This is a genomic window from Psychrobacillus sp. Z3-81 (assembly GCF_056620325.1).
The window spans coordinates 25,543-49,984 of record NZ_JBWQPU010000005.1 but is presented as its reverse complement, the minus strand read 5'-3'; the positions used below and the strand labels follow the sequence as shown (position 1 = coordinate 49,984).

Here is a 24,442-nt window from a genome sequence, read left to right as displayed (position 1 = left end):
GTGTCCCATAAGTTTTCAGTTTATAGGACACCTCCTTGTTTAGACTTTGCTCTCTATCTAACGACCTTTGTTTATGTTCAATCGTTTGTATCGTAAGAGGGTAGCTGAACGGTAACAGTCGTTCCTTTCCCGATTTCACTTTCGATAAAGATATTTCCTCCTTGCTCTGTGATGATTTTTTCAGAAATCATTAGACCAAGCCCTGTTCCCTTTACCTTGGTAGAGAAAAACGGGTCAAATACTTTTTCAATTGTTTCTTGATCCATTCCGACCCCATTATCGGTAATTTTTATGGTGATGACCTTATTTACATCCAACTCGCATGAGATATGAATGTTGCCATTTTCAGTTACAGCCTCGATGGCATTTTTTAAAAGATTTATGAGCACCTGCTTCATCTGGCTTTCCTCTCCAAAGAGATAAATATCACGATTCGTCAGTTGCGTGCTGAACACAATCCCTTTTAGGTTTATCTCCGGCTGGAAAAGAATCAAGATATCATTCAGGGTTTTGGTAAAATTATATTTCTTGAAAAGCTTCGCATGTGGCTTAGCTAGCACTAAAAATTCGCTAATGATAAAATTAATACGTTCAATTTCATTTTCAATAATTTGTGTGTAATGATAATATGGCTGGTTCGAATTCGTATTCATTATTTGTATAAAGCCTGATATGACCGTAATAGGGTTTCGAATTTCATGTGCAACTCCAGCTGCCATTTCTCCAGCAAGCTTTAATTTTTCTGCTTGGAGCAGTAAGGTTTCTGTTTCTTTCTTAAAGCTTACATCACGACTAATAACAGAGATAGCTACTAGTTCCTTTTCGTAATTATAGATAGGGGAAAAGGTGGTTTGGGCATCGAAGAATGACCCATCCTTTCTCATATCTTTTGTCTCCAGGAAAATATAGCTAGCACCCTTTAAGACCTCTCTTCGTCTTGCCTCTGTTTCCATTCTGTAGGCAGGTGATGAGAGATTTACCCTTTTACCTATTACCTCTTCGCGTTTCCAACCATAAAGCTCCTCGAAGGCTGGGTTAACTTCAATGATTTTATTGTCTATATCAAAAACAGCAATACTATCTTTGGCATTATCAAAAAACAATTGTAGATAGCTTTCTCTAGAATTTAACTCTCTTTGCATAGAACTGTTCTTATCTGATAGATATTTAAAGAAACGCTTATCGTATAGGGTACTCAAGATAGAAGTAGTAACAAGCAGGCATAAAAATACGATAAAAACAATTAGGTCTCCTTCTACATACATAACGGGAGAATTAGAATATTTCCAATAAACCAATGCCCAAATTTCCAAGGTTGTGAGCAAGAACAAAATTAGTCTAGGCGCGATAGTATGATATAGAACAGCTATATAAATTGGATAAATAAAATAAACCAGTAGAATGGCATGCTCATGCAAAATATTGACCAATAAAATATATAAGTTCAAGGAAATAAATATTAAATAGGGAGTCCACTTACCGCTAGAAAATCGAAAAAATAATAGAAGATTTAGAGCCAAATAGCTGACTAATGTGTATAAATAGATACCCATATTCCCATAATGTAGAAGAATTGCAACTAGGGTATATGTAATAGCAAGTAGGGAAAAAAGAATTAAAAATAACTTGTTTTTTTTCTGACGCATTTCAAAATATTCCAAATTGCACATCTCCTTCTAATAGCTAATACTAATATTAGCCTATTTGGTAGTTTCTGAAAATATTATCTTTTGATAAGATAGAAATATAGTAAAGGAGGAATAAAAGTGAAGTTTTCATTTCAATCAAAAGAGACTGTTACACTACTTAAACAATTAGTGGAGATTCCAAGCCCATCAGGCTATACAAAAGAGATTATGGACTTTATGGAAAAGTTTCTAAAAGACTTACAGGTAGACTACATAAGAACGAACAAAGGGGCATTGATTGCTACTATACGTGGGGAAAATGATGAGAGGCATCGTCTGCTTACTGCCCATACAGATACGCTTGGAGCGATGGTAAAAGAAATTAAAGGCAGTGGAAGACTGAAGCTTACGATGGTAGGCGGCTTTAATTGGAATGCAGTAGAAGGTGAATATTGTACGATTCATACTGCGGACGGGAAGAAAATTCGCGGAACAATCCAGATGCATCAAACGACTGTCCATGTATACAAAAATGCAAGTGGTTTGCCACGCGATGAACAAAATATCGAGGTACGAATTGATGAGAAAGTTACAAATGCAGAGGAAACGAGAAAACTTGGGATTGAGGTTGGAGACTTTGTATCCTTCGATCCACGTTTTGAAGAAACGGAAACAGGTTTCATTAAATCGCGCCATCTTGATGATAAAGCCAGCACAACACTTTTGCTTCAATTGGTCAAAACAATTAAGGAAAATAATTGGATTCTTCCTTATACTACTCATTTTTATATTTCAAATAACGAAGAGATCGGTTATGGAGGTAACTCCAATATTCCGGAGAAAACGGTCGAATATATTGCAGTAGACATGGGAGCAATAGGAGATGGCCAGACTTCTGATGAATATACAGCCTCTATATGTGCAAAGGACTCATCAGGACCATACCATTACGAGCTCACACGTCACTTGGTGGAGCTTGCCAAGTCAAATGGAGTCGATTATAAGCTTGATATATATCCATATTACGGCTCTGATGCATCTGCAGCTATCCGTGCGGGCTTTGATGTGAAGCATGCGCTGTTTGGTCCGGGAATTGAAGCTTCTCATGCATATGAAAGAACACATATCAGTTCATTGGAAAATACGGCTAAGCTTTTATTTGCTTATGTAAATTCTGAATTAGTGTAAAGCAAAAATAGGATAAGAGCTAGTAAGCGCCTTGCTTGCTAGTTCTTTTTTTACTAGTGAAAGGTACCTGTTGTGTAGTTATTTGCTAACTCCAGCGGCTCTCTGCTTAATTTAATCTGCTGTGGTGACCAACTATCCTTTAAAGCCACAGTTTTCTCCCTGTGGCTGAACAGGTGCTTAAGCATTTCTTATTGTCTAGCCCTCCAGCACCTTGCCCCTCGAGGGCCAACAGGATGTTGGTCAGGAAAACGTTGTCACACGATGTGATGTTCTTAGTTTTCCTTCCTTACTCGCCGAACCCCATTTGCTTGTCGGGGCAGAACAGGTGCTTACGCATTTCATGCTTGTAATTTGCTTCATAAATCCATATGATAAAAAAGTGAATAAGAAGGAGATATAATTTATGGATAAACAATTACAAGAAGAAATATTAAAGAGAAGAACCTTTGCTATCATTTCTCACCCGGATGCAGGAAAAACGACTATTACAGAAAAATTGCTTTACTTTGGTGGAGCGATTCGTGATGCTGGTACCGTAAAAGGGAAGAAAACAGGCAAATTTGCTACCTCTGACTGGATGGAAATAGAAAAGCAGCGTGGGATTTCCGTAACCTCCTCCGTTATGCAATTTGACTATAATAATTGCCGTATCAATATATTAGACACACCTGGACACCAAGACTTCAGTGAGGACACATATCGTACATTAATGGCTGTCGATAGTGCTGTTATGATTGTCGATGCTGCGAAGGGAATTGAAGCACAAACTCTTAAATTATTTAAGGTTTGTCGTATGAGAGGCATTCCTATCTTTACTTTTATTAACAAGCTGGACCGCCAAGGGAAAGAGCCGCTTGAGCTAATGGAAGAGCTAGAAGAGGTGCTTGGAATCGAATCGTATCCAATGAACTGGCCAATAGGTATGGGGAAAGAATTCTTAGGAATTTACGACCGCTATAATAGACGTATTGAACAGTTCCGCACAGATGAATCTGATCGCTTCTTACCTTTAGACGAGGATGGAGAGCTAGCGGTGGATCATTCCATGAAAGAAACCTCTTACTATAAACAAGCAATGGAAGATATTATGCTGTTAGATGAAGCGGGAAGTGAGTTTGACAAGGAGAAAGTGCTTTCTGGAGACCTAACACCGGTTTTCTTTGGTAGTGCACTAACAAACTTTGGGGTACAAACTTTCTTAGAAACGTATCTTCAATTTGCTCCGACTCCTCAGCCTCGCATGACCGATGCAGAGGAAAAGGTAGACCCATTGAATGAAGATTTTTCAGGTTTCGTATTCAAAATCCAAGCAAACATGAATCCTGCTCACCGCGATAGAATCGCATTTGTCCGTATCGTTTCCGGGAAATTTGAGCGTGGTATGACGGTGACCCTGGCTAGAACGGGAAAAACCTTCAAGGTAACACAGTCCACACAATTCCTTGCAGATGACCGAGAAACGGTAAACACCGCAGTAGCCGGAGATATTATCGGTCTCTACGACGTAGGTAACTATCAAATTGGGGACACGATTGTTGGTGGCAAAAAAGCTTTCCAATATGAGAAGCTACCTCAGTTCACACCTGAGCTGTTTGTCAAAGTAACTGCGAAAAACGTTATGAAATCTAAGCATTTCCATAAAGGTGTTCTACAGCTTGTGCAAGAAGGTGCAATCCAATACTACAAAACGCTTCATACAGAGGAAGTTATATTGGGAGCAGTTGGTCAGCTGCAATTTGAGGTATTTGAGCATCGAATGAAAAACGAATATAACGTAGAGGTACGCATGGAACCAATCGGATCCAAGGTTGCACGCTGGATCGAAAACGAAGAAGAGGTCAAGGAATCAATGACTGGCCCACGTAGCATGCTAGTCCGTGACCGCTACGACAATTATGTGTTCCTATTTGAAAATGAATTTGCTACTCGCTGGTTCCAAGATAAATATGAGCATATTAAGTTATACAATCTTTTATAAGAAGCTAGAGAGACTGGCGCAGGCTAAAATAGCCAATTTTATAGCTCAATTATCTTTGTAGGTTCATGAATAGTGGAAAACCGAACTATCATAAGACTCGAAGTCAGAGTTTTATATGGTAGTTCGGTTTTTGCTATTTTCAGAAAGTAGGGGGGTTAGTAAGCGGGCATGTTTTAGGTGAGGCGAGGTGTTTACTCTCGTTCGGGATGGAAATACTCTCATTCGGGAGGGATTTACTCTCGGATGGTGAGAGTTTATTCTCGGATAGAGGAATATTACTCTCATTCGAAGCGTTTACTCTCGTTCAGGAGGGAAATACTCTCACTCGGGAGAGGTTTACTCTCGGTTGGAAGGGGCTTATTCTCACTTAGATTTTTACTCTCATTCGGAGGGATTTATTCTCATTCGGAATGGGTTTATTCTCGGATAAAGGAAGATTACTCTCATTCGAAGCGTTTACTCTCGTTCAGGAGGGAAATACTCTCATTCAGGAGGGAAAACTCTCACTCGGAATGGGTTTACTCTCGGTTGGAAAGGGCTTATTCCCGGACTCTCATTCGGAGGGATTTATTCTCAGATAGAGAGACATTACTCACAGATAACGGATGATTACTCTCAGACGAAGCGTTTACTCTCACTCAGATCGATACTGTCGCTCGGTAGTAGTTTACTCTCGCTCAGATGCCATTAATATTTGAACTCTTGTCCTTTTGGGCATATGATAGGTATAGCAAAAGTGAAGGTGGTACATAAATACATGAAAATAAGTGATTTCTCCATAAGAAGGCCCGTGTTTACCACCGTAATAATGTTTTTGGTACTTATTTTAGGTGGCGTGTCTTTCTTTAAAATTCCTATCACATTAATTCCCGATTTGAATCCTCCAGTGGCAGTTGTCGTTACGAATTATCCAGGTGCTAGCCCGACCGAAATAGATGAGAAGCTGACGAAGCCGCTTGTTTCATCGCTTAGTACACTTCAAGGTATAAAGTCAGTAACCAGCACCTCCTCAGAGGGAGCAAATTTTGTTTTATTAGAGTTTGATTGGTCTACAGATATGGATGATGTTCAGTTAGATATTATGCAGCGAATTGATATGGTGCCGGTTCCAACTGGTGCGAATGATCCGATGTTTTTAAAATTTGATCCGGCTCAGTTTCCTGTTATCCAGCTGTCGCTTCGAGCTGAGAATGAAGGACAGGACGTGCGTCTTATAGCGGAGCAGCTTGAAAAAGAGCTAATCAGTACAGATGGCGTTGCAAGTGTAAATGTGTCAGGTTCCCTTGTCGAGGAGGTACAGATTCTTCTAAAGCAGGATGAGCTTCTAAAGAGAGGACTCACTCAATCGGATGTTGTGCAGCTGATCCAAGCAAACAATATATCCTTGCCGGGAGATCCGATTGAAACGGAAGATAAAAAATCATTAACGACTAGAATTATTAGTACGTTAACAACTGTGGAAGAAATAGAGAACTTAGTAATTACAGTAAATCCACTAACCGGTAAAGAGGTAAGACTGAAAAATGTAGCGACTGTTCAAATTGCGGAGCAGGAGCAAAATTCGGTCACTAGGGCAAATGATCAGCCGGCGGTAATGTTATCCGTGCTTCAGGAATCAAGTGCAAACACTGCGAATGTATCAACCGCATTTAAAGAGGCATTAGAGAAACAGCTTGAGAAGGATGAATATAAAGGAGTCACTGCTGATATTTTATTTGACCAAGGAGATTATGTGAAACTAGCGATCAGCAATATAGGTAGCACATTAATCACTGGTGGTCTGCTAGCAATGGTTATTTTATTCCTCTTCTTAAAAGGAATTCGAAGTCCAATTATTGTAGGGGTAGCAATACCTTATTCGGTGATTGTTACGTTTGTTTTAATGTATTTTGCAGGTTTTTCTTTAAATATTATGACGCTAGGGGCATTAGCGTTAGGTATTGGGATGCTGGTCGATAACTCGATTGTCGTGATTGAAAATATTGAAAGGCATCTAGGCTTAGGTAAAAATCGAAGAGAAGCGACCTTTGAAGGGACACGAGAAGTAATAGGCGCTATTACGGCATCTACATTAACCACGGTGGCGGTATTCGTACCTGTTATATTCCTATCCGGTTTAATTGGACAAATTTTTACTGAATTTGCTCTAACGATAGCATTTAGCTTGTTTGCTTCTTTAGTAGTGGCAGTTACGGTAATTCCGATGCTGGCAAGTCAATTTTTGAAAAAGCCGAAAGGTGACTTGGAAGCTAGAAGAAGGAGATCGAAAGCGTACAATAATTTGGAACGCTCTATTAAATGGTCTCTGAAGAACAGGGTGCTTTTATTAGCGATTACAGCAGTAATGTTAGTATTATCTGTATTTGGTGTATACAGAGTGGGAACTGAATTTTTACCGGCGACGGATGAAGGATTCTTTTCGATTTCTGTCCGACTTGAAAACGGATCCTCCTTTGCAGCAACAGACGAGGTAGTGAAGAAAATTGAGGATATCTTAAAGCAAGAAGACGAAGTGGATGTCTACGTAAGCTTCGTAGGGGGAAGCCAGGAAAGCCAATCTCGAGGAACCTCTAGATCTAACATTGCCGAGATTTCTGTAAAATTAAAGGAACTCTCTGAAAGAGAACGCTCTATATTTGAGTTTGTAGACGAGGTTGAGCCAAAAGTGATGAAGGCAGTTGGAGAGAATGCTGAGATAGGTTTTGGAGTCCAAACATCCTCTGGTTCCTCTCCGAATCTTTTGTCCTTTAGTGTATCCTCTGCAGATGAAAAGGCTCTAAATCAAGCAGTAACAAAGCTGCATCAGGATCTTACAGAGCTAGAAGGAGTCATGAAGGTAAATAGTGACGTGACATCCAAACTAGAGGAAATTCAGGTGAATGTGAAGAGAGAAGCGGCTACCGAATATGGCCTGACATCCTATCAAATAGCACAGACGGTCAATAATATTACAAGAGGAGCACTCGCGACACAGATCATTTCCGAGGACAGTGAAGTGTACAGTGTGTACGTACGTTATGAAGAAGAGGATCGGAAAAGTATAGATAAGCTTCGAACGCTCCAGCTGCGTGCACCTTCTGGACAGTTTGTGGAGCTGCAAGAGGTAGCGGATATTCAGATAGCGGAGGGACCTGTTGCAATACGATCTATAGATCAAGAAAGTGCGGTTTCTTTTACGGTGAAGTATCAATCTAACAATAACTTAGGGGATATATCTGACAGAATTGATGAGGTCATCGAACAGCAGCAATTCCCAGAAAATATTCGTGTTTCCTTTGGTGGAGACAGAGAGCTGTTAGATAGTGCGAAAAGTGACATGATTTTAGCGATTATTCTAGCGGTAATTTTAGTTTACATTGTAATGGCAGCACAATTTGAATCCTATAAGTATCCGTTTGTTATTATGTTTACAGTTCCACTTATTGTTATCGGAATTGCGATTTCCCTTGTTACGACTTCTACACCTATTAGTGTGTCGGCTATCATTGGGATACTAATATTAGTAGGGATTGTCGTGAACAACGGCATTGTTTTGGTTGATTATATCAATCAAAGAAAGGCAGAAGGATTAGATACCTACGAAGCAATTATTTCTTCTGTTAAGGATCGCGTCAGACCTATTTTGATGACTTCCCTTACGACTATATTAGGACTTGTTCCGCTAGCACTTGGTTTAGGGGAAGGTACTGAAATAAATCAGCCAATGGCATTGACGGTTATTGGTGGACTTATTAGCTCCACTTTCTTGACACTTTTCATTGTTCCAGTCGTGTACAGCTTATTTGATAAGGAAACGAGGAAAATAGAAAGTCATAAATAGACCATGGCTCATGTTTGACTGATAAGCATGATCAGAGCAGTGGAAAAGAAGATAGAAAGCAGGTAGGCACTTACGATGTAACATTGCGTCGTAAGTGCTTTTCTTTTGTTTGGGATTTTAGCATGAGTTATACTTCCATCATTTTCTATGGTGAGCTTCATGGTTTTTATGGGGATGCTTTTGGGAGATAAATTTTGCGATGAGAAGTTGTAGGCGGTTCTATCTTGCGATTAAGGAACGTTATCGTGCGATTATTACCAAGCATCTTGCGATTATATAGGGGTATTTTGCGATTAAGCTGTGGTGCCTTGCGATTATTTTTTCCAAAGGTTTTATCTAGAGGAGGTATCTTGCCCTCCTGTGACTTGCACTTGAGGAAAAGTTAGCCGGCCATTATTAGCAAAAGTAACGCATTCCGGTTTATCTAAATATTTTGTTCTCTCCTCTTTTTTAGTATAATTCTTTTCAAAGGAGTGGTTTTATGGGGAACATGCTTTTTACTGGATTTCCGGGCTTTTTAGCCTCCAATTTAATCAAAGAGCTTCGTCAACAGGATGCGGTGAGTAAGATTTATGTGCTGGTTTTACCGAGTCAGCTTCAAAAGGCAAAAGAGGTGATTGAGGAAATTGGTCGGGATGGTAAGGATATACCGATAATACCGATTGAAGGGGATATTACGCTTCCGAACGTTGGGCTTCTAGAAGAAACAATGGAACAACTAGTACAGGAAGTAGAATACATATGGCATCTTGCGGCAATATATGATTTGGCTGTTCCAAAGGATTTAGCATGGAATGTCAATGTGCATGGCACGGATATAGTGAATCATTTTGCGCTAAAGTTTCCAAATCTCAAAAGGTACATGTATTTTAGTACTGCCTACGTGGCTGGTACTCGGGAAGGAAAGCTTTTGGAGACAGAATTAATACAACCTCCAAGCTTTAAAAATTTCTACGAGGAAACCAAGTATAAAGCAGAGGAATTGGTGGAATTATTAAAGGAAAAGCTGCCAGTCACCATAATTCGTCCTGGGATTGTGAGAGGGGACTCCAAAACTGGGGAAACGATTAAATTTGATGGTCCATACTTTTTCATTAATATGATCACAAAGCTTAAAAAGCTGCCATTCATCCCGTATTTAGGGAGGTCTAGCTCATTCATCAATGTGGTGCCGTGCGATTATATTACGAAAGCGGCTATTTATTGTTGTTTTTCAGAGGAAGCAGTTGGAAAGACACTTCATCTTACAGATCCAAAGCCGTATCCGGTTGAAGAAATATATCGCGCTTTTGTGAAAGAGATCACAGGTAAATATCCAAAGGGGAGATTGCCGCTTGGCATTGCAAAAGTGTCTTTGAATTTCTATCCTATAAGGAAAATGCTTCAGGTGGAGAAGGAAACAATTGATTATGTAACATGGAATTCATCTTTTGACACTACCGTGGCGGAAAGTATCTTAAGAAAAGGAAAGATTGAATGTCCAGATTTCCTTGAATCCATTCCTTCTATGATTCGTTTTTATAATCAACATAAGGATGACTCAAACTTCCATATTCAGATAAAATAATATCCCTTTTATTTGAGAAAAGTTTGTGGTAGGATAATTATATAACTAAATAGACTTTTGACTTTTGTCAAAGGGGAGTAGCTATAGGGAAACCTATTTCATAGTCGTCATTACATGGCTTAAATGCCATCGGTTATGATAGCAAGTATTACATTTGCTTAGCAAGACCTTTGCCTTTTAAAGGCAGGGGTCTTTTTATTTTTCAAAAGGAGGAACTACATTGGATTATGGAATTTTATTAGAGTATGGCTGGGTTTTACTAGTATTAGTAGGGCTTGAGGGCTTACTTGCTGCTGATAATGCAGTTGTTATGGCGGTAATGGTGAAACATTTACCAAAAGCGCAACAGAAAAAAGCGCTATTTTACGGGCTTCTAGGAGCATTTGTATTTAGATTCTTAGCGTTATTTTTGATTACATTCTTGGTAGATATTTGGCAGGTTCAAGCAATCGGAGCAGCATATCTATTGTTCATTTCGATTAAGCATATTTATGATCAAAGGAAGAAGCCAGGCCCACATATTCAAACAGATGGTATAGAGCAGGAAGCAAAAGGTTCAGGTTTCTGGATGACAGTATTAAAGGTAGAGCTTGCTGATATCGCGTTTGCTATCGATTCTATGCTTGCTGCTGTTGCGATTGCAGTAACATTACCATACTGGGGAGAATGGGAAATAGGAGGCATTAATGGTGGACAGTTCACTGTTATGTTCCTCGGAGGTATTTTTGGACTGATTATTATGCGTTTTGCTGCACATAAATTTGTTCAATTACTAGAGAAATATCCTACACTCGAGACTGCTGCATTCCTAATCGTTGGATGGGTAGGGGTAAAACTTACTGTGTTAACTCTATCGCATAAAAACGTAGGTATTCTAGATGAGCACTTCCCACATTCTGCTGGCTGGAAAATTACTTTCTGGATTGTCTTACTGGCAATTGCAATTGGTGGATACCTATTAGGTGTTGCGAAAAACAAAAAAGCTGCGAACTAATATTAAAAGCTATTCTGAGCAATCTAATGCTTAGGGTAGCTTTTTTTGTTTTAAAAATTTGAAATTAGGTATGACGTAAATAGAACTATCTTTTTATACCGTTTTTTCTTACAATAGGTTCACAGGAGTTAAATGGAAAGGACATTATGGATGAATAAAAATACTTTACGAACGAGCATGAAATTTAGTCCGGCGCAAATAATAGTCGTTTACTATTTTCTTGCGATAGGGGTTTCTGTTATCCTGCTTAACCTTCCAGGAGTATATCGTCCTGGTGTAAGAATTGATTTTATTGATAGTGTTTTTACTGCTGTTAGTGCAGTAAGTGTTACTGGATTAACCACCATTGATGTATCCCAGACGTATACAAACTTTGGCTATTTTATGATTGTCCTGATCTTACAGCTTGGCGGGATTGGGATTATGTCGATAGGAACATTTATATGGTTGATTTCAGGAAAGAAGATTGGTCTAAGAGAGAGACAGCTCATCATGGTGGACCATAATCAGTCTAAACTATCTGGTGTGGTAAACCTTATCCGCGAGATAGTAAAGATTCTGTTGCTCATACAGGTAATTGGTGCAATTATATTAACATTGTATTTCACTCAGTATTACGACACCTTTAAAGAGGCCTTAGTGCATGGAATATTTACATCTGTTTCTGCTACTACTAATGCGGGCTTTGATATTACAGGCAATTCATTAAAGCCATATCATCATGATTATTTTATACAGATTATGACTAGTATTTTAATTATTTTTGGTGCTATAGGATTTCCGGTTCTTATTGAAGTAAAAGAATTCTTGTCGAATAAAAATAAAAATTTCCGCTTTTCATTATTTACAAAGCTGACGACCATTACGTTTGCCATCTTATTAGTATTTGGAACAGTTATGATATTTTTGCTAGAAATGACTGAGTCTCTAAAGGGTATGCCTTGGCATGAAAAGCTTTTTACGTCATTCTTTCATTCCGTATCGACAAGATCAGCGGGACTCACTACCTTCGATATTACGGAATTTCAAGAAGGGACAAATTTTTTACTAAGTGCATTAATGTTTATAGGGGCGTCACCAAGCTCAGTTGGTGGGGGGATTCGGACAACTACCCTTGCAATTGCAATCCTCTTCCTTTTCAATTTTTCAAGAGGTAATGACAGCATACAAGTATTTCGTCGAGAAATAGAATTAGCTGATGTATTTCGGGCATTTGCAGTGATTATACTGGCAGCTTTTATGGTGCTAGGGGCTACTCTTTTATTATCTGTTACAGAGAAGAATATTCCAGTAACTCACTTAATTTTTGAGATTACCTCCGCATTTGGAACCTGCGGAATGTCGCTTGGAATCACGGACAACCTGAGTACAATAGGAAAGATTGTCATAATGGGTTTAATGTTTATTGGACGAGTTGGATTAATTTCCTTCCTGTTTACGCTAGGGGGAGGAAGAAATAAAACAAAATATCATTATCCAAAAGAACGAGTGATTATTGGATAGACCTCATTAAAAAGGATAGAAGGCCTGCTTTTTAACATGCCTGTCTATCCTTTCGCATATTCTCCATTATTTAGGACCCCTAAAAAGCAACAAGCACTTACGTACCCTCGTTGTGGTTCGTAAGTGCTTGTTGCGTGTTCCTTCTATAAGGCCGTGATGTTACTATCGGCATGAGGCAAAAAAGAGAAATGGGCTTTCTCGTTAAATCGGAAGGTGGTAATTAATATTCCATTCTGCTCTTTTATTTCGCCATTTTGGTATGCTTCCAAATTAATGGTGATAGGAGTAAGAAAGGTTTGTTTAAATAGCTCTCGCTCGTTCAATTGGAATGCTGCAAATTCTTCTCCTACAAGCAAAGGATTTTCCATAAGCATTTTATAAATAGCTGACTGGTTCTCCTTTGGTAGGTCATTTTCCCACCAAGGCTTACGTGGTTGGAACTTCTGCTTAGATAGATAATCGAGCTTCATTACACTTTTAACAGCTGCTAGGTTTACACCTTCGACCGTTTTCAAGAAATCGTATAACCGAGAAAATAAATCCTCTAGCTGGTGACCAATTCTCGACCAATTTCGTTCCTCCCAGTAGGTCCCGAATTGTTGGAAAAAGTCGAATGGTGTGTCAAAAACATGTGCAAATAAGTATTCAAGCGTGTCATCCATTCGATGGGCATTCCAATACTTTTCTAATACGTCTTCTACTTGTTTGATTCTCAAAATATCATCAAACGTTAGAACATTATTAGAAAAGATTTCATATGGGGCTTGGTCTACATAAACATACCCATATTTTTCTGCTTCAACTCTTAGTCCTGTCCCTCGAAGAAGCTTCAAAAATCCTAATTGAAGCTCTTCCGGTCGCATGGCAAATACTTCGTTGAATGTATTTCTAAAGGAATCATAATCCTCTTCAGGAAGTCCAGCAATTAAATCTAGATGCTGATCAATCTTCCCGCCGCTTTTTACCATCGTAACAGTTCTTTTGAGCTTTTCGAAATTTTGTCTTCTTTTAACTAACTCATTAGTCAGGTCATTGGTTGATTGTACACCTATTTCAAAACGGAAGAGTCCCGCCGGAGCATTTTCGTTTAGGAATTGGATAACCTCCGGTCTCATGATGTCTGCTGTTATCTCGAATTGGAATACCACGCCTGGAAGATGCTCGTCAATTAGAAATTGAAACATTTCCATCGCATAGCTACGACTTATATTAAAGGTTCTGTCTACAAACTTGATAGTCTTAGCTCCATTTGCCATTAGGTAGCGAATGTCGTCCTTCACCTTTTCTCTATTGAAGTAACGAACGCCAACTTCTATGGAAGATAGACAGAATTGACAGGAAAACGGGCATCCTCTACTAGTTTCAATATACGTAACTCTTTTAGAAAGATGTGGTATATCTTCTTCAAAACGGAATGGTGAGGGAGCTTCGCGCAAATCTAATTTTGGAGGTAGCGGATTTAGAATAAATTTGTCGTCTACCACATATGCTACTCCAGGTACTTCTTTTAGTGTCTTTTTGCCATGCAGATAGTCGAGCAGCTCTTTAAATGAGTGTTCTCCTTCGCCTACAACAATATAATCTATTTCCTTCACTTGACGAAGCCAAGCATTGGTGTCGTAGGATACCTCGGGTCCACCGAGAACGATGATTACTGAAGGATCCACTGTCTTCAGCATCTTGATTACTTTAATTGTTTCTTCGATATTCCAGATGTAGCAACTAAAGCCAACGATATTTGGTCGTTTTTGGTACAAGTCTGCCACTATATTAAATGTTGGATCTTTAATCGTATATTCAACAAGAAGGGGGGAATAGTCTGGTTCTGCATAAGCCTTTAAGCAGCGAAGGGCTAAATTAGTATGGATATACTTTGCGTTCAACGTAGTCAATAATATGTTCATTATCTTTAAACTCCTTTATTTTGCATACCTATTGTAACAGTGAAACCCTTTGTCGACAATATAGTTATATTTTACCATTTGAATATATAGGTTAGTATGGAATAATCTAACCTAACCGAATTTTTTTGAATTATCTATCTAATGAAGTGAGGTCTCTTAGAAGTACTCTGTGAAAGGGCCGGTGAATTTGTGTTAGCTGAATATAATTACAAACAGAAATATGAGCAGGTGTTCCATCAATGCTCAAATGGGCTTATTTTTATAGACAAAGAAGGAGTTATATTAGACGCCAACCACACAGTAGAAAAGATATTTAAAGTGGATCGAGAAACTTTATTCACACTGAATATACAGCATTTTTTTGCCACAGCCAAGAATCAGTCAGTTTGGAAAACCATGTTTGAAGATTTAATTCAAACCGGACAAGCCGAAGTATTTACAGAGCTAACAGTAATGGATGGGGAAAAAAAGCATGTGCATCTCATTTTATCTAAACAGCCAGATGCTGATATGTATCTGATAGAATTGTTCGATGATACGGAAAAGGTCTCGATAAGAAAAAGGCTTGAACACTCAGAGGCTTTAAGTACAGTAGGGCATTTAGCAGCAAGTATTGCTCATGAAATAAGAAACCCGATAACCTCTTTAAAAGGCTTTACTCAACTACTCTTAAAAACAGCTGACGGCGATGGAAAAAGATATCTAGATGTAATCGAGCATGAAATAAATCGAATGGAAGAAATTTTGACAGAGTTTCTCCAGGTTTCAAAGCCTATCGAGGATAAATATATTCCATTTTCAGTTAGCTCACTTCTAGTAGAAATCATACAATTTATGACGCCTCAAGCGGTTATGAAAGGGATTGAGTTACAGTATTCCTCTCAGTTACCAAAAGATACACAAATCATTGGAAATAGGAAGCTATTAAAGCAGGTCTTCATTAATGCGATTAAAAATGCAATGGAGGCAATGACAGATAAAGGAAAGATTCATATCGAAGAGTTTGAAACAGATGTGGAAATTGGAATTAAAATAGTAGATGAAGGGGTAGGCATTCAAGAAGAGCATCTTGCCCAAATCTTCACGCCTTTTTTTACTACAAAGATCTCTGGGACAGGTCTCGGTTTACCTCATATGCTTCGAGTAATGGAGGCGCATAAGGGGAGAATTGATGTAGAAAGCAAAGTGATGGAAGGTACTAGTTTATATTTTTACTTTCCAAAATATTTTTAAAACACTGTTTTGACAATATTAGATTATCCCCATTATAATTAGTCATAACGTAATCATTTTAGGTGGGGTAAACAATGACAAAGGAATCATCCAATAGTGCTTTAAAATTATTTATTGTACTTTCTAGAGCACATAAAGTGATCCATGAATGCACCAATCAATTTTTTCAAGATAATGGCTTAAATCCTACGGAATTTGCGGTTTTAGAGTTACTTTATCATAAAGGAAACCAGCCTCTACAGCAAATAGGGAACAAAATCCTCTTGGCAAGTGGTTCAATTACTTATGTAGTAGATAAACTAGAGGGTAGAGGCTATATTAGAAGAGTTTCTAGCGATACCGATCGAAGGGTGACCTATGCAGAGATTACAGAGGAAGGGAAAAGCCTCATGGGAAATCTTTTTCCTCGACATGAAGCAGAACTGGAAGAGTTAATGGCTGCATTGTCAGAGGAAGAAAAGCTTCAAGCGATAGAATTGCTGAAAAAACTAGGATTATCTATAAAGAACTTGTCTTAAGAATGGCTCAAGTATCTATGCCCCTCCCAACAAAATGGGAAGCCTGGGAGAAGACATTTAGCCACCGCATTTTCCTTTAGTGAAACTTACTCGAGAGGTTGGGTGTTGGAGAGGAAAGCTCTTGAAAAAATGAATAGATACTTCTCTTTCTAAAAAAACTTCGAGCCAGGTAAGGCCCGAAGTTTTTATTTCAATTTAATTGTTTTAGCCATTTTTATAAAGGTATCGATTGCTGGAGATTCCTTTGTATCAAAAATGGTTAATTTCACGCCTAATTCACCTTGTGTATAGGAATAGCCGTAAACTTTTCCTTCCTCGGTTTCAATTTCATAGCCATAGACTTCTTCACCTTCTGGAAGGAAATAGTCGTCTTTAATCTCTTCCACCGTACCGTTGGCGTTTGAACCCTGCAATGTATTGACGAGGTTTGCTGCTTCATCATGTACATTTCCAGGTTCGATTAATTCAATTCTCATGGACTGTTTATCGTTTTCTTGGTTAAACACAAGATCCCTATTTGGCTCTTCGCCAGTAAGCTCAAATCCATCCGCTACTGTCATAGAATAGTTTAGATTGTCACTTTCAACTGTCGATCCATTTAACGGTTCTTCTGTTGCATCCTCTTCTTTCGAAACATTTGTTGTTTCCTCTGTATAAGGGCCTTCTTCTGTGTCTTCCGGAGTTTCATCCAACACAACATCTGTTTCTGTTGAGCCACAAGCTGTTAGCAGAACAGATAAGATGAGTAGAATGAATAAAGAAGATAGTTTTTTCATAGTTGTCAGCTCCTTCTAGTTAGAATTTTATGCAACTGGCAAGATGATGAAAAAGAGTACGAGTAACGTAATGTGCGCCACGATGATGAGTGGCATACTTTTTTTCCATTCGTATAGAATTCCGTATGCAGCGCCGAGAACAGTAAATACTATTGTTCCAAGATAGAATCCACTGAATAGAAATGATGCACCGTACAGAACTGCACAGATGACAATTGCATAAATAGGGGATACTAAGTTCTTTAGGTGACTTTGTAAAAAACCTCTCCAAAATAATTCTTCCCCCGGAACGATGATGATAAACAACAAAATAAAATGCCATAAGTTGCTTGGTCCAAAATCCTCTAAAAAGGTTCTAACTCCCTTTGTGGAGAAAAACGGTAAAATCTCGACCAGTTTATACGCTAATAAAACAAAAAGGTAGGAAAGGCCTCCAAATAACAGACCATAACCTAGAAATGGTAACGTTTTGAGCTCGTCCTTTATATCTCCTGCATAAAAAGCAATGGCAGCTAAGAAGAGGGTTGTAAATGAGTAGAAATACCAAAAAACTTTTTCATTAGTATAAGTAAGCCAATAAAACAAAAAGGCAAGCAATAAAGGCAATACTAACCATATAATTGTTTTTTTATTAAACAAATAAAGCACATCCTTTAAAATTAGGGCTAATTATAGGTTCCCCAAAAAATAATCGATTAAGCGAGGAAAACACTTATGATTTTGTGAATAAGGAGATGGAAAGTAGGAGGCAAGAAGTAGAGGGTCCATTCATCAATAAAACCGTTCTTCATTTAAGAGGAACGGCTCCGTTTTTAATTGTCATTGCTATGTATAATTGTATAACGCTTATGGTTAATTACAGTTTTTTCTTCTAACTCTAACTCATGGAAGTTTTCCATGTAAGTCAAATCAACAATGACGGAATTTTCGTTTACTTTTTCTACTATTCCTTGAAGTCCATCTCTGAATTCTATTATATTGCCAACTTCTGCTATTTTCATAGATTGTCCCAACCCCTCTAGAACATAATATAATACAGTTTGCACTAAAACTAGAAGTTCGTAAAGTATTTTCATAGAATGTTTTTAAATTAAAAATACTCATATGTTTTTTAATTTTTACTGATATCTAACAAAATGAAGATATTTTCAATAAGATGCTGAAATGGAAAAAGATCCAATCATAGGCACTTCCGCGAAAAGGGTTTTTGTAAAAGAGTAGGATTGTTAGGAAATAAGCTGATATAGTAAGGAAATAGAAAGTAACCTTTTAAAAAGAAATAGGAGTGTTTTTTTGTGGAAAATTATGAAGAAAAAATAGAGCAATTAAAGAATCGAGAAATCGAATTTTTAGAGATAAGCAAGGAAGATTTCCTTTCTTTTAGGGAAATTTTAGTAAAAAGGGAGGATTTTAAATACTTTTCTGGAAATGCTATGCAAGGGGGAAAAATAGTATATACTTATTTAAAGAACCCGAGAAGTTAATTTTTTGTATCATTGGAATTTCTATATTCTGGTTTATTTAATAGAAATAACAGGTAAAATGATAGAAATATTACATTTTCCGAAAGGGCGAAACCGTATGCTAGAATCTATTTTAAATCAAATGGAATATACGAGAGAAAAAATGATTCAATCTGCAGTGGAGAATGGTGTAGCTAACAGAGAAACTATTCGTTTGAGTGAAGAATTAGATCGATTATTAAATGAGTTCCATTGTCAGGTAAATAAGTTACATATAAAAGAGAAATCTGACCTTAGCCAAAAATTGGGAGAGATTATATGAGTAGTGTTGCAGAATTAAAAAGAGAGCTAAACAAAGCGATAGTAGGGAGAGAAATAGAGATAGATTTCATGCTAATGGGGCTACTGCTCCAAGGGCATGTCCTACTTGAAAGTGTCCCAGGCTCTGGGAAAACAATGATGGCTAAGGCCTTTGCAGAAGCAATTCAAGGAGAATTCAAGCGTGTACAGTTTACCCCTGATGTGCTACCTTCCGATGTCACTGGAATCAGCTTCTTTCATCCGCAAAAGCATGAGTTTATCCTACGTACAGGACCAGTGATGGCTAATATTTTATTAGCAGACGAGATTAATAGAGCAACCCCGCGCACACAATCTAGTTTATTAGAGGCGATGGAAGAGAAACAGGTTTCCATTGATGGACAGACGATTAAGCTGCCACAGCCCTTCATGGTTATTGCTACCCAAAACCCAGTGGAGTCACAGCAAGGAACTTTTCCGCTGCCAGCAGCTCAGCTTGATCGTTTTCTATTCAAGCTATCGATTGATTATCCTTCCATGGAAGAAGAGAGAATGATTTTGCAGCAATTCGGTAAAGAACCAGGAAAAGTAAAAAGTAAGCAGGTTGTTACGTTAGAGGCAGTAAACAAATGGTCAGAGGAAATAAAAGAAGTGTTAGTTCATGAGGATATTATTACGTACATAATTCAGATAATTCAGAGTACTAGGAATCATCCTTCTATAGAGCTTGGATTAAGCAGTCGTGCCTCTCTGGCTTTATTGCAAGCCTCTAAAGCATATGCGTTTCTTCATGGCAGAAATTATGTGATTCCTGATGACGTAAAGCAGGTAGTAGAACCAGTATGCTTACATAGGATGAAGCTGTCATCTGAGGGGATGCTGGTGCATACATTAACTGATGTTATGCAAGGCTTGTTAGAAGGTATTGAAGCACCAGTAGAGGCTAGCATGCAATGATTTGGAAAAGACATGATTTTGGTATGAAAGCTAGTATAAGCTATTTGTCTGTAATGCTTTTTGTTTTCATATTGGCTTTATTGTTACAGCAGTTTTTACTGCTAGCCATCCTTTCTGTCCCTATACTGATCACTTTGGTGGCGATGCTTTATTATAAAAGGGTAGGGAAAGGACTAGAGCTTGTTAATGAGAAAAAAAGAACAAGACTATTGATTGGAACGGATGGATATTTTGAATTAGTCTTTATTAACAAAGGCTTGCCGATATGGAATAGTACGCTTCAAATTTCCTTTCCATCAGCGGTTTCGCCTATCGGATTGGCTAATACAATCACTGCAGGTTTGCATGAAGTCAAGATTCCCTTTTCAATAGGCTATAAAAAGAAAGTAAAACTTCGTATACCGATTCAAGGGATACAAAGAGGACAGGCTCGTATAAAACAGCTCGAAATAAGCATTCCCCATCCTTTAATGGATGGGTCTATTCAACTTGACTATCATCCATTTATCTTAACAGATGCCATAGTGTTTCCGAAGATATATCAGATTGCGGAGGACTTGGTTCCCTCGAGGTTTAAGCAAGGTCATTTGGAGCTAAAAAGCTCGTTATTTGATGATCCCTTTTTACTTGTCGGCACGAGAGAATATCAGCCGGGGGATCAGTTCCATCATATCCATTGGAAAGCTTCAGCAAAAATGCAATCGCTTCAAACGAAGGTATTTACAAAGGTTGCTAACGTGTCTGTATTGTTCGTTGTAAATGTCGTGGAGAAATATGGGATTACTACTGATTTTGAGGATAAGCTGTCCTGGCTAGCATCTCATATAGAAGCTTGCTACAAGGAGGAGCTCCCTTTTTCTTTTGCTATAAACATAAGATCAACAGGGAAAACACCGTTCATCTCTATGCCAGTTGGTAGTGGGGATAATCATCGTATTCAAGCGTTAGAGCTGCTGTCACTAATTTCTCCAAACGCCAGTTATCTTTCTTTTGAAAAAATGCTAGCTTACATAAATGCACATGAAGAAATGCCAACAGCGGTCTATGTTGTCACAAATAGTGCGGAACGATATAAATCCATTCTAGATAGCTGGGAGCAGCGAGCTGTTGTTTTTCAGCGTGACAATGTAAGGAGAAAAGAGCATGAATAATAGTCAAACGTTTGTCACCCAACCACAGTCCCTGGGAAAATATCTAGCGGATATTTGGATTGTTGCGATTTTCTTTGTCGTCATACAGCGTCAAACAATGTTCTCGCTACCGATTATATGGATTGTACTACAGCTGCTAATCGTTGTCAGTGTGCAAATTGTTATTAACAAATTTAGAGGTGTACAGTATGCCACTCTCCTAATACCTGTAGTTGTGCTAATACCACTTTTATCAGGTTCTATTTGGCTTTATCTTATTTCCGTTGTGTTTTCTATGTGGAGATTGGATGCGCGGTTTAAAAGACAGCAGGAAGAGCAGACTTTAGATAGTAGTTTTCTGCTTTTTTACTTTATCTCCTTTGTAGGGGTCTACCTATTTTTACTCTCCAGCAACAAAAGTTATTTGCCGATATTGTACGTAGTCTTTATTGGAGGAATACTAGTATTTTATATTTCCCGGCTGATTGCCGTTTGGTCTGCTGCGGATCGAATGAATACAATTAGCAAGAGAATGCTAACTTTATGGATAGGCATAAGCTTGCTAATCGTTAGTCTCTCGTCTTTTCTTGTGTATTTGTTATTTCCGTTTATACGAGTGGGGATAGGGTTTCTGTTGGAAGGGTTTTTGAAAGTTTTGATGTTTATCGTTGGCCCTCCATTAGAAAGCCTGATTGAATGGATCCAAAGTAACATGGTTGAACCAGAAAGTATACAAACTTCTACTGAAGTAGGAGAGCAATTAGAGGAACAGCCAGAAAAAACGAATTACGAGCCACTAGGTGGTTTGGACTTTTTGAATTGGCTGCTAGTAGCTTTTGGAGCGGTTGGGATTGCTGGGGCTGTCTATTTTCTTCTAAAGAAAAAGCCTGAGATATTTAGCAAAGTAGAAAATCCGATTACTTATGAAAACAAGTCTTATGAGCCTGACGAAAAGAAGAGGAATGATGGTGATTCAAGCTCTTCTTTATATCTTATAGAATCCTCCTATCTCCGAGAGGAGTACAAGAAATTTGAAGCAGAAGCAAGGCAGTATGAGTTAGAACGTCGAAAAAATGAAACTGTTAGGGAATGGTTTCATAGAATGGCTTGGAATGTAGATTCAAAATTTTATGATATATATGAAGAGGTTCGCTATGGGGGCGTCACTATTGAAGAAAATAAAGCAAAAATCTTCATGGAATCGATAGAAAAAATAAAAAATAAAAATTTTTTTAAAAAAGAGGTTTAAGAAGTTAAAAAGCGGGCATATTAATATTGAACACAGCAACATTCTCATTTCCCCCTTTTTAAGGATCATCCGAATTTATTTTGGATGGTCCTCTTTTTTTGTTACACTAAGGATATACATACACATAGGAGGGGAAACAATGAGTGGAAGTAAAATAGGATTTATTGGCACGGGAGTAATGGGAAAAAGTATTGTCAAACATTTATTAAAAGCTGGGCATGATGTGAAGGTTTATACTAGAACAAAGGAAAAGGCAGAAGAACTCCTCCAATTAGGAGCAAACTGGGCAACCAATCCTAGTGAAGCTGCTAAAGACGCTGAAATAGTATTTACGATGGTTGGATATCCTCGTGATGTAAAAGAGGTATACTTTGGGGAAGAAGGGATATTCGTTTCCCCTCAGGTTGGACAAGTGGTTATTGATTTAACGACCTCTACACCTAGCTTAGCAAAAGAGATTTCTGAAAAGGCAAAAGAGTTAGGTATGCATGCTTTGGATGCGCCAGTTTCAGGAGGAGATATAGGGGCACAACTAGGGAAGCTTTCGATTATGTGTGGTGGGGAGCGAGAGACCTTTGAGAATGTCTTGCCAATCTTGGAGACTTTCGGGGAAACCATTTTATATCAAGGATTAGCAGGATCCGGTCAGCATACAAAGATGTGTAATCAAATAACGATTGCTTCCAATATGATTGGTGTCTGTGAAGCGTTGGCATATGGAAAAGCAGCTGGGTTAGATTTGGAACAAGTATTAAAATCGATATCAACCGGTGCAGCTGCCTCTTTTTCACTAAGCAACCTAGCGCCAAGAATACTGGCTGAAAAATTCGAGCCAGGCTTTTATATCAAACATTTTGTAAAGGACATGAAGATAGCGTTAGAAGAAGCTGAGAAAATGAATATTCAGCTCCCAGGATTAGCTCTTGCAAAATCAATGTATGACCAATTGATTGAAGAAGGTTATGGAGAAAATGGGACTCAAGCCCTGATAAAAGTGTACGAATAGTATAGTAATTTTTTACCTCCCTATGATACAATTGGATTAATTGAGATAAGAAAGGGAGAGTCAAATCATGAGCATAGATCAAGGTATTTTGTTAGAGAGCGGAACTAATGAATTAGAAATAGTAGAGTTTCAGGTTGGAAATAGTAGTTATGGTATCAATGTAATAAAAGTAAAGGAAATCATTCAGCCTATCCCCGTAACATTTATACCTCTTGCACATCCTCATATCGAAGGGATTATACAGCTTCGTGGTGAGGTGCTTCCTGTTATCCACATGGGAAGAGTGTTAGGCGTCCCTTTTTCTTCTGAAAAAGAAAAGGAAAAATATATCGTGGCAGAGTTTAACAAACAAAAAGTAGTGTTCCATGTTGAAAATGTAACGAAGATTCACCGAATCACCTGGAATCAAATAGAGAAGCCTTCTGAAGTGTATCAAGGAGGAGCGTCTCATGTAATTGGTGTCATTAAAAGAGAAGATGAGATGCTGTTATTATTGGATTTTGAAAGAATTATGGTGAACATTAATCCAGAATCAGGTATTCTTGTAGACTCTATTCGAAAATTAGGCCCGAGAGAAAGATCTAACAAGAAGATACTTATTGCAGAAGATTCTCCCCTACTTCGGAAGCTTTTGCACGAGACACTTTCTCAAGCTGGATATGGAAATACGGAATTTTTTGAGAACGGATTAGATGCTTTTCAGTACTTGGAAAGTTTAGAGCGTGTGAGCCCTGATATTTCAGAACATGTACAGATGGTGGTTACGGATATTGAGATGCCACAAATGGATGGACATACGTTAACCCGATTAATAAAAGAGCATCCGGGTCTAACGAAGCTGCCTGTGCTTATTTTTTCGAGCTTGATCACAGAGGATCTTCGTCATAAGGGAGACCAGGTTGGTGCAAATGAGCAGGTTAGTAAGCCAGAGATAGAGGAGCTTGTAAAAAAGATAGACGAGTATATTTTATAATGGAAGCTAGGGGTACTGGCTGGAGAGCACGAATGATTCTTTTAGGTTGATAAAAATCATTTGTGTTTTCTTTTTTTTGAGAACCACCATGGTTCTCCGCTGCGTCGGACGCTTGGAGTGGAGGCCAACAGGATGTTGGTCAGGAAAACGTTGTCACACGATGTGACGTTCTTAGTTTTCCCTCCCCTAGGTAAGCCAGCACCCATCGCTAACGCGCGTGGCTGTGCTGGCTTACCTACCACCCTGCTCCCGCAG

At 38.4% G+C, this 24,442-nt stretch carries 20 protein-coding genes; 15 read left to right on the top strand and 5 right to left on the bottom strand.

Translation table 11 applies throughout. The features are described 5' to 3' along the window. Positions 1 to 77: 77 nt before the first annotated feature. Positions 78 to 1,661, bottom strand: a complete 1,584-nt coding sequence (locus tag AC1ECF_RS07285) for an ATP-binding protein (RefSeq protein ID WP_480388739.1) — start codon at positions 1,659 to 1,661, stop codon at positions 78 to 80. 105 nt (positions 1,662 to 1,766) lie between these two features. On the opposite strand from AC1ECF_RS07285, the gene AC1ECF_RS07280 reads away from it, so the two are divergent. The 6 genes from AC1ECF_RS07280 to AC1ECF_RS07255 all read left to right on the top strand — a co-directional run bounded on the left by AC1ECF_RS07280 (position 1,767) and on the right by AC1ECF_RS07255 (position 12,678). Then, entirely contained in the window at positions 1,767 to 2,816 is a 1,050-nt protein-coding gene (locus AC1ECF_RS07280) for a M42 family metallopeptidase (protein WP_480388738.1), read from the top strand. A 403-nt stretch (positions 2,817 to 3,219) separates the two neighbouring features. After that, positions 3,220 to 4,794 carry a peptide chain release factor 3 gene (locus AC1ECF_RS07275; RefSeq protein WP_480388737.1) on the top strand — a complete coding sequence of 525 codons (1,575 nt, stop codon included), beginning with the start codon at positions 3,220 to 3,222 and terminating at the stop codon, positions 4,792 to 4,794. 757 nt (positions 4,795 to 5,551) lie between these two features. After that, positions 5,552 to 8,614: an efflux RND transporter permease subunit gene (locus AC1ECF_RS07270; RefSeq protein WP_480388736.1), complete on the top strand. Its 3,063-nt coding sequence runs from the start codon at positions 5,552 to 5,554 to the stop codon at positions 8,612 to 8,614. A 481-nt stretch (positions 8,615 to 9,095) separates the two neighbouring features. Continuing rightward, the gene (locus AC1ECF_RS07265; protein WP_480388735.1) at positions 9,096 to 10,181 is read left to right on the top strand and encodes an SDR family oxidoreductase; all 1,086 of its coding nucleotides are present in this window, start codon (positions 9,096 to 9,098) and stop codon (positions 10,179 to 10,181) included. A gap of 220 nt (positions 10,182 to 10,401) precedes the next feature. Further along, on the top strand, positions 10,402 to 11,175 hold the full coding sequence (locus AC1ECF_RS07260; protein WP_480388734.1) for a TerC family protein: 774 nt from the start codon (positions 10,402 to 10,404) through the stop codon (positions 11,173 to 11,175). A 132-nt stretch (positions 11,176 to 11,307) separates the two neighbouring features. Continuing rightward, positions 11,308 to 12,678: a TrkH family potassium uptake protein gene (locus AC1ECF_RS07255; RefSeq protein ID WP_480388733.1), complete on the top strand. Its 1,371-nt coding sequence runs from the start codon at positions 11,308 to 11,310 to the stop codon at positions 12,676 to 12,678. A gap of 143 nt (positions 12,679 to 12,821) precedes the next feature. Here AC1ECF_RS07255 and AC1ECF_RS07250 read toward each other — a convergent pair whose 3' ends face one another. Continuing rightward, on the bottom strand, positions 12,822 to 14,582 hold the full coding sequence (locus AC1ECF_RS07250; protein WP_480388732.1) for a B12-binding domain-containing radical SAM protein: 1,761 nt from the start codon (positions 14,580 to 14,582) through the stop codon (positions 12,822 to 12,824). A gap of 189 nt (positions 14,583 to 14,771) precedes the next feature. Between AC1ECF_RS07250 and AC1ECF_RS07245 the strand changes: the two genes are divergently transcribed. Then, positions 14,772 to 15,815, top strand: coding sequence for an ATP-binding protein (locus AC1ECF_RS07245; RefSeq protein WP_480388731.1), 1,044 nt, complete (start codon positions 14,772 to 14,774; stop codon positions 15,813 to 15,815). 74 nt (positions 15,816 to 15,889) lie between these two features. After that, complete coding sequence (locus AC1ECF_RS07240) at positions 15,890 to 16,333, top strand: MarR family winged helix-turn-helix transcriptional regulator (protein WP_480388730.1); 444 nt, start codon at positions 15,890 to 15,892, stop codon at positions 16,331 to 16,333. Between the two features lie 185 nt (positions 16,334 to 16,518). Here AC1ECF_RS07240 and AC1ECF_RS07235 read toward each other — a convergent pair whose 3' ends face one another. The 3 genes from AC1ECF_RS07235 to AC1ECF_RS07225 form a co-directional block, all read right to left on the bottom strand. Further along, the gene (locus AC1ECF_RS07235) at positions 16,519 to 17,109 is read right to left on the bottom strand and encodes a hypothetical protein (protein ID WP_480388729.1); all 591 of its coding nucleotides are present in this window, start codon (positions 17,107 to 17,109) and stop codon (positions 16,519 to 16,521) included. A gap of 27 nt (positions 17,110 to 17,136) precedes the next feature. Then, on the bottom strand, positions 17,137 to 17,748 hold the full coding sequence (locus AC1ECF_RS07230; protein WP_480388728.1) for a CPBP family intramembrane glutamic endopeptidase: 612 nt from the start codon (positions 17,746 to 17,748) through the stop codon (positions 17,137 to 17,139). A gap of 173 nt (positions 17,749 to 17,921) precedes the next feature. Continuing rightward, positions 17,922 to 18,110: a YkvS family protein gene (locus AC1ECF_RS07225; protein WP_480388727.1), complete on the bottom strand. Its 189-nt coding sequence runs from the start codon at positions 18,108 to 18,110 to the stop codon at positions 17,922 to 17,924. A 294-nt stretch (positions 18,111 to 18,404) separates the two neighbouring features. On the opposite strand from AC1ECF_RS07225, the gene AC1ECF_RS07220 reads away from it, so the two are divergent. From AC1ECF_RS07220 to AC1ECF_RS07190, 7 genes are all read left to right on the top strand, one after another. Then, a complete protein-coding gene (locus tag AC1ECF_RS07220; protein ID WP_480388726.1) occupies positions 18,405 to 18,593 on the top strand; it encodes a hypothetical protein in 189 nt (62 codons plus the stop codon). Between the two features lie 97 nt (positions 18,594 to 18,690). Continuing rightward, entirely contained in the window at positions 18,691 to 18,894 is a 204-nt protein-coding gene (locus AC1ECF_RS07215) for a Spo0E family sporulation regulatory protein-aspartic acid phosphatase (protein WP_480388725.1), read from the top strand. After that, positions 18,891 to 19,829, top strand: coding sequence for an AAA family ATPase (locus tag AC1ECF_RS07210; RefSeq protein WP_480388724.1), 939 nt, complete (start codon positions 18,891 to 18,893; stop codon positions 19,827 to 19,829). The genes AC1ECF_RS07215 and AC1ECF_RS07210 overlap by 4 nt, the downstream gene beginning before the upstream one ends. Then, positions 19,826 to 20,980, top strand: a complete 1,155-nt coding sequence (locus AC1ECF_RS07205; protein WP_480388723.1) for a DUF58 domain-containing protein — start codon at positions 19,826 to 19,828, stop codon at positions 20,978 to 20,980. The genes AC1ECF_RS07210 and AC1ECF_RS07205 overlap by 4 nt, the downstream gene beginning before the upstream one ends. After that, positions 20,973 to 22,208 carry a hypothetical protein gene (locus AC1ECF_RS07200; RefSeq protein ID WP_480388722.1) on the top strand — a complete coding sequence of 412 codons (1,236 nt, stop codon included), beginning with the start codon at positions 20,973 to 20,975 and terminating at the stop codon, positions 22,206 to 22,208. The genes AC1ECF_RS07205 and AC1ECF_RS07200 overlap by 8 nt, the downstream gene beginning before the upstream one ends. 139 nt (positions 22,209 to 22,347) lie before the next feature. Further along, on the top strand, positions 22,348 to 23,214 hold the full coding sequence (locus AC1ECF_RS07195) for an NAD(P)-dependent oxidoreductase (protein ID WP_480388721.1): 867 nt from the start codon (positions 22,348 to 22,350) through the stop codon (positions 23,212 to 23,214). Between the two features lie 67 nt (positions 23,215 to 23,281). Continuing rightward, on the top strand, positions 23,282 to 24,187 hold the full coding sequence (locus AC1ECF_RS07190) for a chemotaxis protein CheW (RefSeq protein WP_480388720.1): 906 nt from the start codon (positions 23,282 to 23,284) through the stop codon (positions 24,185 to 24,187). The last annotated feature ends 255 nt before the right edge of the window (positions 24,188 to 24,442 follow it).

Coding starts and splice junctions, on each gene's coding strand:
- AC1ECF_RS07275 (WP_480388737.1), top strand. CDS start 3,220: ATGGATAAACAATTACAAGAAGAAATATTAAAGAGAAGAACCTTTGCT.
- AC1ECF_RS07250 (WP_480388732.1), bottom strand. CDS start 14,582: ATGAACATATTATTGACTACGTTGAACGCAAAGTATATCCATACTAAT.
- AC1ECF_RS07265 (WP_480388735.1), top strand. CDS start 9,096: ATGGGGAACATGCTTTTTACTGGATTTCCGGGCTTTTTAGCCTCCAAT.
- AC1ECF_RS07235 (WP_480388729.1), bottom strand. CDS start 17,109: ATGAAAAAACTATCTTCTTTATTCATTCTACTCATCTTATCTGTTCTG.
- AC1ECF_RS07210 (WP_480388724.1), top strand. CDS start 18,891: ATGAGTAGTGTTGCAGAATTAAAAAGAGAGCTAAACAAAGCGATAGTA.
- AC1ECF_RS07200 (WP_480388722.1), top strand. CDS start 20,973: ATGAATAATAGTCAAACGTTTGTCACCCAACCACAGTCCCTGGGAAAA.
- AC1ECF_RS07190 (WP_480388720.1), top strand. CDS start 23,282: ATGAGCATAGATCAAGGTATTTTGTTAGAGAGCGGAACTAATGAATTA.
- AC1ECF_RS07270 (WP_480388736.1), top strand. CDS start 5,552: ATGAAAATAAGTGATTTCTCCATAAGAAGGCCCGTGTTTACCACCGTA.
- AC1ECF_RS07255 (WP_480388733.1), top strand. CDS start 11,308: ATGGAAAGGACATTATGGATGAATAAAAATACTTTACGAACGAGCATG.
- AC1ECF_RS07215 (WP_480388725.1), top strand. CDS start 18,691: ATGCTAGAATCTATTTTAAATCAAATGGAATATACGAGAGAAAAAATG.
- AC1ECF_RS07195 (WP_480388721.1), top strand. CDS start 22,348: ATGAGTGGAAGTAAAATAGGATTTATTGGCACGGGAGTAATGGGAAAA.
- AC1ECF_RS07225 (WP_480388727.1), bottom strand. CDS start 18,110: ATGAAAATAGCAGAAGTTGGCAATATAATAGAATTCAGAGATGGACTT.
- AC1ECF_RS07205 (WP_480388723.1), top strand. CDS start 19,826: ATGATTTGGAAAAGACATGATTTTGGTATGAAAGCTAGTATAAGCTAT.
- AC1ECF_RS07240 (WP_480388730.1), top strand. CDS start 15,890: ATGACAAAGGAATCATCCAATAGTGCTTTAAAATTATTTATTGTACTT.